Origin of the sequence: Bacillus cereus group sp. BceL291, assembly GCF_051776705.1 — a bacterium.
In the GTDB taxonomy this organism is placed as follows: domain Bacteria; phylum Bacillota; class Bacilli; order Bacillales; family Bacillaceae_G; genus Bacillus_A; species Bacillus_A cereus.
The window spans coordinates 1-9,966 of record NZ_JBPWAP010000123.1; the positions used below are offsets into that span (position 1 = coordinate 1).

The window sequence follows — 9,966 nt, forward strand, 5'->3', positions numbered from 1 at the left end:
ATTATAATTGAAAATCCAGCCAGTTTTATTAAAAATTGATACTGATTAGAATTCACAAAAGTGGCTGGGCTTTCAATGGTAATGTGGCCGGATTTTTAATTGACAAATACACTTTTATCTATAAAGTATAGATATATTTGTTTTATACGCTGGTACTCACTAGAGACTTCACTTCAGAGAAGTTCTTTTCAGTTTTTCGCACCCTGAAGTAATTTTTTTACATTTATATACTTTCAAAAGCAACGAACTTGATTGCTTCCATTTTCTACAGAGATTAATACTGTTGAGGTTGATCTAATAAGCTATAACTTGAGAGAGTGTGCAACTATTGAGTATATCTCGCATGAGGTACATGCGTGACTTATCTTGTAGCATTGTGCTCCGCACGTGTTCGCTGACGCTCTCACCACCGTTCATACTTAAACTATATAAGAGGACGGTGATAATGAGCTTGCGAATGACACAGGGTTTCAATCTGTTATCATTAATCTTACTAGTACGGCTATTGTCTTTCTCACAATAGATACTCTATTATAAAGTACTCCAGTAAAAACTCCCGTACCTTAAATTTATACATAGCCGATTCAACTAAAAAGAAAAAGAGTCGCCCGTTATTGAGCAACCCTTTCTAGATTTCCACTATCGTTCATACATAAGAAATTATCATTCACGGCTTCCCAGCCGTACAATTCTACTTTCAAGTGTTTCTCTCTTCTTAGTTCTTCGTCATGATTTCTAATAGTTGCAAGTATTTCAGGGTTTGCTTTATTGTGATTAATTTTATAGTTTGCGGTGATTTCATCATTAGAATTGTATTCAAAATTATCTATATTACTACTTTCATCCTCAGGTTCGCATTCTTCTATATATTCTTCAATCTCATATGCGAAGTCATCACCAGCTTCTCGTGAGTATCCTATAATGTTTGGAAAATCTTCAGGGGATACACTCATAGGTGTCTCTTCTTCAGACTCATCAAGTTCACACTTGTCATAATCGAATACCATGTGTTCTAATCCACTTACAAGACTGTCTAACGTAGCTGAAAACTTGTCAGAGTCAACTAGGTCTTTCTTTTCAATTTCGATATATTCAGTAGCTCCTGACGGTGTGTAATATTCGTCCTTTGATTCAAACGGGATGATATTTCTTTCTGTCATGTATATATAAGTAGCCTCATCAACTGTAATTCCTTGCCCGTATTCAAACTTTAAGCGACCAATCATTTGTTTCGCCCAATATGCGATTTGCTCAGGTGTTTGTCTTTCAGGAAACACTTTATAGATGATACGTTCAGCGTTCTTTGTTCTGTACTCATAGTAGTTAATCTTGATGAGTAGCCCGAGTGATTGTAATTCTTTAAAGCATGCTCGCAATGTTTTCCCACTGTATAGTGTCTTTTCCAATTGCTTCATATTAATCTTATAGTTCCCACTCTTAGACATGAGATACAGGTATAAACGAAAGGACTTGTCTGATAGATTCACATCATAAATATTAGACTCTGCTACTTGTACAAAACGCTGCGCCTTCATCTTTCTGTTTACGGATACATGCTGATAGCCTTGAAACGGTGTTATAGATTCAACAAAATCATAAGATAGAGTATCTTTATGTTTATTCTTTCGATTAGTGTTATCAGGCTTCAGTTTCGGTTTATTTACATTCTCCATAGAGTAAAACCTCCCTTGAGTATATATACAAAGGAGGTTGGAATTTTCCACATTTCAAAAGATAATTATTAGCCTAAAGGGTTCCATTTAAAAAGATCTCTGAGGATGCCTACTAAGACATCAAATAGGATATTAGATCACTGAAGTGAAGTCGTTAGAGCTTGAGCCACTTACTTTGAGGTTATACTTTCAAGTGACATTTAACTGTTTAAATCGAATAATTTTCAAGAGGTTCGGACAACTATCAGAGTAAAAGCATTTGTGTTCTCCTTCGGCGCATCTCTATCATTGTTTAAAATAAAGAAAATAAACTTGTATAGAAAAATACTTTTGTTTTATGTACAAGATGTCATGTATAATAGAAATGAAAAACTCACCGTATTGGGGTACGATGAGTCTAAAGGTGGTGAGTACATATGGATGCACCTACCGTTACTGCGGTTTGTTCTTTACTCGTTGTTGTCATTAGCGTGATCAATCTGAGTAAAGACAAAAAGTAATATTTTATTGAAAGCTTTTCAGTGTTAGCGCACTGAGAGGCTTTTTTCTTTACATAGTATTCCACTTTTAACAAGGAATATTACTCAGGTAATACTTTTACTCACAAAGCATCAAAAGTTTTCACTTTAACAACTTTCAAGACAAAGTTACCCTCAAGTAAACCTATAGTTTACTCACAAGGTATAAAAAGTCGTCACTTTGACAACATTCAGGAAAAAGTTACCCTCAGGGCAACCTAGAAGTTAAAAAAAAATAACTTTCCTCTACAAAAGTTTACTTAAAGTTAACCCTAATCTAAAAAAATAATCCCTGATGTTCTCAAAAAGTGAACTTTTGTTTCCTAAAGGGGATCTTAATCCCTCCACCTCCAGGATCTACCTGATACATTTTTTATCATTTCATACTTACTTTTGATACATTTTGTATCCTTATAGCAACATTATACCTTGACTTTAGGTCAAGTTACAAGAAAAGTTTACTTAAAGTAGTCGTTCTCTCTTACCCAGTTTATGTTCACTTTTTGAGAACTTTTCCACTTTCTTTTACCTTAACAGTTGACTTTAGGTCTCCCCTTCACTGAGCATGGCTTAGATTGCTTAAGCAACGGCTTGGACAGAAAATATCTACCTTACATCGCAAAAACAAAAGTTAAAGCAACATAAAGTAGATGTCTTAATACTGAGCTAGGATGAGTCGTTGAAGTATCCGTATTGTATCACCTTGTTTAAACACAGGGATTTCTCCCTCAACGGACTTTCTACTCACAAAGCTTGTCCCATGAGCTTATATCTATCCGTTGCCACCTGCCCCGTAGGACACCAAGCAGCCACCGAACCTTTAATGGTCGTTCGCACCTAGACTACACCCAGTGTAAACAAGGAAACACTTTAAAGGGTGTACGCTTGACTTTATGACGTTGGGTCAGCTACCCGGTTCAAGTTTTTTTGCGTGGTGTTAGGTCATTCCCACGTTCGGAAATCCCTTAACTCAGTAGCTAAAAAAGGCAGCACTTAAGAAACCTTGCACTCCTTAGATTTTTTCGATAGAATGAAGGTACTGAATGTACGGGATTATCCGTTATTTAGTTTTAAGTCGATTATTTTGGGTCACGGACTGCGCCAACAGTCTACCCTACGAGGAGCATCCGCCAAGATGCTCTTTTTTATTTACAGGAAGTTTCTAAGACTTTCCGCTACTTCTTCCTTATCTAAGTGCAAATATCTTGTTGTAACAGCTAGATCACTATGCCCAAGAGCCTTAGAGATTAGAGCTATATTCGCTCCCTTCTTGAGTAAATTCTTCGCAAACCCTCTCCGCAAAGCATGAGGATTTATATTCTTCAGACCGTAATCCTTAGAATGTTTACTCAGTCTCTTAGTTATATTGTTATTTGTCGGACTCGTAGCGATCCTCCCCCCATTTTTCGTAACGAATAAATAATCATTCTTTACATTACACTCTTTCCTGATAATGTCGTTTTGCTTCATAAGAGCGCCTAAGACTCTAGCAAGAATATCATCAAAGGGTAAATGTATGGATTCATGATTCTTAATAATTCCACCATCAATACGTAGAACTTTATTTTCTAAGTTCACATGTTTATGCTCCAATAGAGACAACGTCCCAACTCGTACTCCTGTCTGATACATAAGCAATACGGATGCAGCATCTCTCAATTCTATGAAGCGAGTTAAATCTAACATAGAAAGTAGAAGATTGATTTCTCTATCCGTTGCACCTTCTTTAATAGGGCTATCAACCTTTATTTTGACACTCTTCCAAAAGTTAAACTCAATCCAACCGTTATCGAAGCATCTTCCCAGAAACGCCTTGAGACACTTCAAACGAGTTAATTTAGTTTGATTACTAACATTCATAGATGAAAGCCACAAATAAACATGTTCAACGGTCAACTCTTGGAGAAACTGAGCACCCGTCACACTCATAAAATGACCAACATGCAACTCATAGTCGCTAATAGTACGGACACGCAAGCCTGTTGCTCTCATTTGACGTATCACTGTAAAGAGCGCCTTCTCAATAGTTAGACCCTTCACTTGTTTCCTTTCCAGCTTCCGGTCAAAAACATTCGTTAAGTCTTCGCTAATCGTCAAAGAATCTCGTCTTTTAGACATAAAAAAATAAGCCTCCTAACTCGATGTTGACCGTACACTGTACGTTTCAACTTTCGAATTAAAAGGCTTATTTGACGGGGATTCAACGCTTCCCCAACAAGGTTTTTTTAGCGTCCCAGGAGAGATTCGAACTCCCGACCGTACGCTTAGAAGGCGTATGCTCTATCCGGCTGAGCTACTGGGACATGGAGCGGGTGAAGAGAATCGAACTCTCGACCAGAGCTTGGAAGGCTCTTGTTTTACCACTAAACTACACCCGCATATGTTATTTTCTTTTCTTCGTTAGCGCCGTTGCCCTATCGACAATATTTATTATATGTATAACCACACATAAAGTCAACACCTTTTTTAAAAGAGGATAAATTTTCTTATCCTCTTTTAAAAACTGCTTGTTCAACTAGTTGTCCGTCTAACGTTTCAAAACGAACTTCCATTTGATTTTCATCCATTTCTAATAAAGCAAATGTCTTTTCTACACGCTGACGTGGTAATAAAATACTGCCTGGATTAATAAACAAAACGCCCTCGATTAATTCCGCACCTAATACGTGAGAATGTCCAAAGCATGCAACTTGCGCTCCCACTTCTTCAGCATGGTACGCTAGCGTTTGTAATGTCATTTTCACATTATGGCGATGTCCATGCACAACTAAGAAGCGAATTCCATCTACATCAGTTACAATTTCATCTTGAAAGTTAGCATAATCACAGTTTCCTTTTACAACACGGAAACCTTGCAGTTCTTCATGAGCAGGCGTTAGCTCTGAATCACCGCAATGAATCATGATATCTACTTTCCCTTCATATTTCTCTTTCAACTGCTGTAATTCCTTCACAGAGCTATGACTATCACTTACGATTAAAGCTTTCATCATTCTCTCTCCCTTATTCTCCTAAAAACCATTCCGGGATTTTTTCTTCTAATTTACGAAGAGCACGGCCACGATGGCTAATAGCATTTTTCTCATCTGAACTTAGTTCCGCCATCGCTTTTTTATATTCTTCCACATAAAAAATCGGATCATATCCAAAGCCGTTTTCCCCGCGGCGTTGTTCTAAAATAAATCCTTCACATGTCCCGTTTACAATGACAGGCTTTTTATCACCTTCAGGGAAAGCAACTGCTAATGCACAATAGAAACGAGCTTTACGCTTTTCAAACGCTACTTCATTTAATTCTTGTAACACTTTATCAATATTCGCTTGATCATCTTTCGGCTCTCCAGCAAAACGAGCTGAATACACGCCTGGTTTCCCGTTTAACGCATCTACAATAAGACCTGAATCATCCGCAATTACAATTGCATTCAACTGTCTACTCAAACTATCCGCTTTTAAGATCGCATTTTCTTCAAATGTTTCACCAGTTTCTTCGACTTCTTCAATATGAGGAAAATCGTGTAATGATTTCACTTCTAAATCAAATCGCTCAAATAACTCAGCAAACTCACGTACTTTCCCCATATTTTTTGTCGCTACAACAACTTGTTTCATACTTTCCACCTCTACTCTATATGAGATACGATGTCACCTAAAGCTTCTTTTTGCATATCAATCAGTTGGAAAATGCCTTGTTCTGCTGCATCAAGTAGTTCATTTAACTGCGCTCTACTAAACGTCGCTTCTTCTCCAGTTCCTTGCACTTCAACAAACTGGCCTTTTCCAGTCATAATCACGTTCATATCAACGTCTGCTTTAGAATCTTCTGCATAGTTTAAATCTAAAACAACACCTTGTTCTTCAACAATCCCTACTGACGTTGCTGCTAAATAATCTTTTACTGGAATTTTAGATACTTTTTCTGCTTGTAATAACTTCTCAAACGCTAATACCATCGCTACATATGCACCTGTAATAGAAGCTGTTCTCGTTCCACCATCCGCTTGAATAACATCACAATCAATCCAAACCGTTCTCTCACCAAGCGCTTCTAAGTCAACTACCGCACGTAATGCTCGTCCAATTAAGCGCTGGATTTCCATTGTACGTCCTGTTACTTTCCCTTTACTTGACTCCCTAATTGTACGTTGTTCTGTTGCACGTGGAATCATCGCGTATTCAGCTGTTACCCATCCTTTTCCTTCTCCACGCATAAATGGCGGTACACGCTCTTCAATTGTTGCTGAGCAAATCACCTTTGTATCCCCAACTTCAATTAATACAGATCCCTCTGGATGTTTTAAATAATTCGTATGAATATGTATATGGCGTAATTCTGTTTTCTCTCTACCATCTACTCGCATAAAAATAACCTCCTCTTAATTACTACTCGTTAGTATAGCCAAATTTAAATGTATGATATGTATACAATAAAAGAAGGAGAACCCAAAAAGCAATTCTCCTTTCTTACTTAAGTATATCAAATTATTCAAGATTAAAAACTACCTGTATTCACGTTTTCTGGACGATCTACAGGTTTTATTAACTTTCCGCCCTTTTCATCTATAAGATTTGCTTTTCCATTTACTTCAATAGAAATATTTTTCACACCTTTCTTTTCTGTTAAAGATAAAACTAACGACTTCAATACGTAATTTGAAATCATATTTTTATCTGGGTTTACAAATATATTTTCATTAAAGTTTAATGTAAGGTTTCCGTCTTGTAATTTCGGATTCGTAATAAGCTTAACGCCTGGATTAAAATCATTTAGGAGCGATTGATGGATCGGACCTTTTACAAGCTCATCTATAATTGCTGCATAGTCATTTTCTTTACCTTCCGCAACGCGGCGTGTGACTGGTACGTAGTATTGCTGTTTATTATTATTTTGCGCCATAAAATACAGTGTGACTGGTTTTGTATTTGTTACATCTGTTACTTGTTCATCATCGAAGTTAATACCATTTGCACGGCTCACTCCTTCACCAAGCGGTGTACCACCAACCGGCATTTTTGCCAATTTCTCACCATTTATTTGGAACTGCACTTGTTTTATCTCTGTAAATTGCGTCAACGTCCAAGCTATAGATTCAACGATTTGACGCTCTTCTTCTTTCGCATAGTTTTTCATTTCTTTAGAGAAATCAATAACTGCCGTTCCGTCCTTTTTCAAATCTAAGGTCATCGTTGTATTCGCCGGAATGACTGCACGAAACCCATTTGGTAATAAATTCGTTACCGGTCCATCTTTCACAAGGTATTCTAACGTTTGCTTCACAGTCTCATTTGCTTTCGGAGTAGGTATAGCTAACGTTTGTGGTACAACATAACCATTTTTATCAACAAGGTATAGTTCTCTATTTACCATTTGCCCTTGCTTATCTTTTTTAGCTACTTCTTTCTTCCCACCCTCTGTATACGTAACTTGTTTTGGCGGATCAATTTGTTCAGTTGCTTTCTCTTGATTTATAAAGCCACACCCTGTTAGTAAAACAGCGCTCACAGTAGCACCAACAACCCATTTAAAAGTGGATTTAGGCATGCCATTCCCCCCTAAAATCTAAGTTTGTACTATTATGTATACGAGCTGTTTCACGTTTTAGAACAAGCTGTGCCTCTTATAAATTGAAACTTTAATCAGCAGGGGTCTTACTACCCAGCAAATAGCAAGATAAAACAAAAACTCCTGATTTCTCAGGAGCTCACTTATATAAATTCTACTATTATTCTTTTTCTAAATGAATATGCTTCACATTTTCAATCGGTTGACCGAACCATTTTGATGCAATTTCTTTAAACAAGCCTATTTTTCCTGTTGTTAAGAAGAGATGATCGCTTTGTTCTTCTCCTTCATTCAACATTTTACTATGATATAAGATTGTACTTACTTCACGTGCTGTTTCATCACCAGAACTAATTAGTTGCACTTTATCTCCCATTACTTTTTTAATAACAGGTCCTAAAATCGGATAATGTGTACACCCTAATATAAGTGTATCAATATCGGTACTTTTCAGTGGTTGCAGCGTTTCTCTTACAACTTCATACGCCATTTCACTTTCGAAATTCCCACTCTCTACAAGTTCAACGAAAGGTGGACAAGCTAAACTTTCTACCATAACACGGTTATTAATAGACTTTAACGCCTCTTCGTATGCACCACTTTTCACCGTTCCAATCGTTCCAATAATCCCAACGTGATACGTGTTTGTCACTTTTAAAGCTGTACGTGATCCTGGGTGAATAACTCCTACTACTGGAATTGGTAATTGTTTTTGCATCTCTTCTAATACAACTGCAGTTGCTGTATTACACGCAATAACTAACATTTTAATATTTAAATCTAGTAAATGCTCCGTCATTTCCCACGTAAATTGACGTACTTCTTCTCGAGAACGTGGACCATAAGGACAACGTGCTGTATCTCCTAAATATATGATACGCTCTTTCGGCAACTGACGAATTAATTCCTTCGCTACTGTTAAACCGCCAACTCCTGAATCGATAACACCGATTGCTCTATTCAACTTCATCACCCGTTTTCTCATTCATCATCTTTTATGTTTATCATTATATTTTACACACTTTAAGTTCGCTCACTTAAACTGCTTCTGTATGAAAATTTTCATTTGTACCTGTATAGACTAGGACTTTTTTATTTTGCTCCTTTTTTTCATAATTTGCAAGACAGAAAAATAACCGACCTTCTATATGAAAGTCGGTTTCTTCTATATAAAGCGCGTATTTATTGCTCCTTCTTTTTTCGGAAAAAAGACATTCCCATTAATAAGAAGAAATGAGCAGAAATTAAAATGACGATAATTTATTTACAGCCCTTTTTATCGCCTTACCTATTTCCACGCTAGACTGTGGATTTTGTCCTGTAATTAAATGACCATCTACTACTACATGCGGCGTAAAATTGGGGGCTACATAAAACAAAGCTCCTTCTTCTTTCAACTTACTTTCTAACAAAAACGGAACGCGCTTTTCTAAATGTACAGCTCTTTCTTCATCGTTTGTATAACCTGTTATACGCTTACCCGCAACAAAAAACGAGCCATCCTTATTTTTCACACCGACTAAAGAGCTTACTCCGTGACAAACAGCCGCTACAATCCGGTTATTGTTATACATATTCTCAATCAAATTTGCTACATATGGATTACCTGGAAAATCTACAATCGCCCCGTGCCCACCACCAAATAAAACCGCATCATAATCCGAAAAATGAACCTTTGAAATCGGCCTCGTATTTTGCAATAAAGAAGCTACATACTTGAATTCGCGAGGTATACCATTCGGAATAGACACTCTATCTATAGGTACTCTCCCACCTTTTATTGACACAATATCAACATCAAACTTAGCCTTTTTAAATACATGATAAGGAGCTGCGAGCTCTTCCAGCCACAAACCAGTCGGGTGTCCATTCATATCATGAGCACTTGTTGAAACTAACAGTATCCTTTTCAACATATCCCCTCCTTATTACCTATTTATGTATGAAACGTTTTTATCATTCATATAGCACATGAAACAAACAGAAAAATAGCCGACTTTTATATAAAAGTCGGCTGCTTTCTTATAATTCGAGCTCTCCCATACGAAGAAGCTCCACAACTGCTTGTGAACGTCCTTTAACCCCTAGCTTTTGCATTGCGTTTGTTATGCATAATTGTAGATAGTGAAGACTACATTTCTATCCTGTAGACGATTTTTATATCCCCGTTCTCAAATATCTCAATCCTATCTATAATCCTTTTAAACTCTTC

At 37.0% G+C, this 9,966-nt stretch carries 8 protein-coding genes, 2 tRNA genes and 1 pseudogene; all 11 read right to left on the reverse strand.

Annotated features, from left to right (window positions below; genetic code table 11):
* Positions 1-611: 611 nt before the first annotated feature.
* Positions 612-1,673: a hypothetical protein gene (locus ACS2CR_RS32155; protein WP_053514506.1), complete on the reverse strand. Its 1,062-nt coding sequence runs from the start codon at positions 1,671-1,673 to the stop codon at positions 612-614.
* Positions 1,674-3,340: 1,667 nt separating this feature from the next.
* A complete protein-coding gene (locus tag ACS2CR_RS32160) occupies positions 3,341-4,309 on the reverse strand; it encodes a tyrosine-type recombinase/integrase (RefSeq protein WP_053514507.1) in 969 nt (322 codons plus the stop codon).
* A 111-nt stretch (positions 4,310-4,420) separates the two neighbouring features.
* Positions 4,421-4,494 (reverse strand) — tRNA-Arg (locus tag ACS2CR_RS32165).
* Position 4,495: 1 nt separating this feature from the next.
* Positions 4,496-4,569, reverse strand: a tRNA-Gly gene (locus ACS2CR_RS32170).
* 108 nt (positions 4,570-4,677) lie between these two features.
* Positions 4,678-5,181, reverse strand: a complete 504-nt coding sequence (locus ACS2CR_RS32175) for a metallophosphoesterase (RefSeq protein ID WP_000645505.1) — start codon at positions 5,179-5,181, stop codon at positions 4,678-4,680.
* Positions 5,182-5,194: 13 nt separating this feature from the next.
* Positions 5,195-5,803 carry an XTP/dITP diphosphatase gene (locus ACS2CR_RS32180; protein WP_000815943.1) on the reverse strand — a complete coding sequence of 203 codons (609 nt, stop codon included), beginning with the start codon at positions 5,801-5,803 and terminating at the stop codon, positions 5,195-5,197.
* A gap of 11 nt (positions 5,804-5,814) precedes the next feature.
* On the reverse strand, positions 5,815-6,552 hold the full coding sequence (gene rph / locus ACS2CR_RS32185; protein WP_001261765.1) for a ribonuclease PH: 738 nt from the start codon (positions 6,550-6,552) through the stop codon (positions 5,815-5,817).
* Positions 6,553-6,683: 131 nt separating this feature from the next.
* Positions 6,684-7,733, reverse strand: coding sequence for a spore germination protein GerM (gene gerM, locus ACS2CR_RS32190; protein ID WP_001126749.1), 1,050 nt, complete (start codon positions 7,731-7,733; stop codon positions 6,684-6,686).
* Between the two features lie 181 nt (positions 7,734-7,914).
* A complete protein-coding gene (racE, locus tag ACS2CR_RS32195; RefSeq protein ID WP_000774005.1) occupies positions 7,915-8,724 on the reverse strand; it encodes a glutamate racemase in 810 nt (269 codons plus the stop codon).
* A 274-nt stretch (positions 8,725-8,998) separates the two neighbouring features.
* The gene (locus ACS2CR_RS32200; RefSeq protein ID WP_053514508.1) at positions 8,999-9,670 is read right to left on the reverse strand and encodes a type 1 glutamine amidotransferase domain-containing protein; all 672 of its coding nucleotides are present in this window, start codon (positions 9,668-9,670) and stop codon (positions 8,999-9,001) included.
* Positions 9,671-9,776: 106 nt separating this feature from the next.
* Positions 9,777-9,863: pseudogene (gerE, locus tag ACS2CR_RS32205) on the reverse strand (spore germination transcription factor GerE); the annotation flags it as partial.
* Positions 9,864-9,966: the final 103 nt, after the last annotated feature.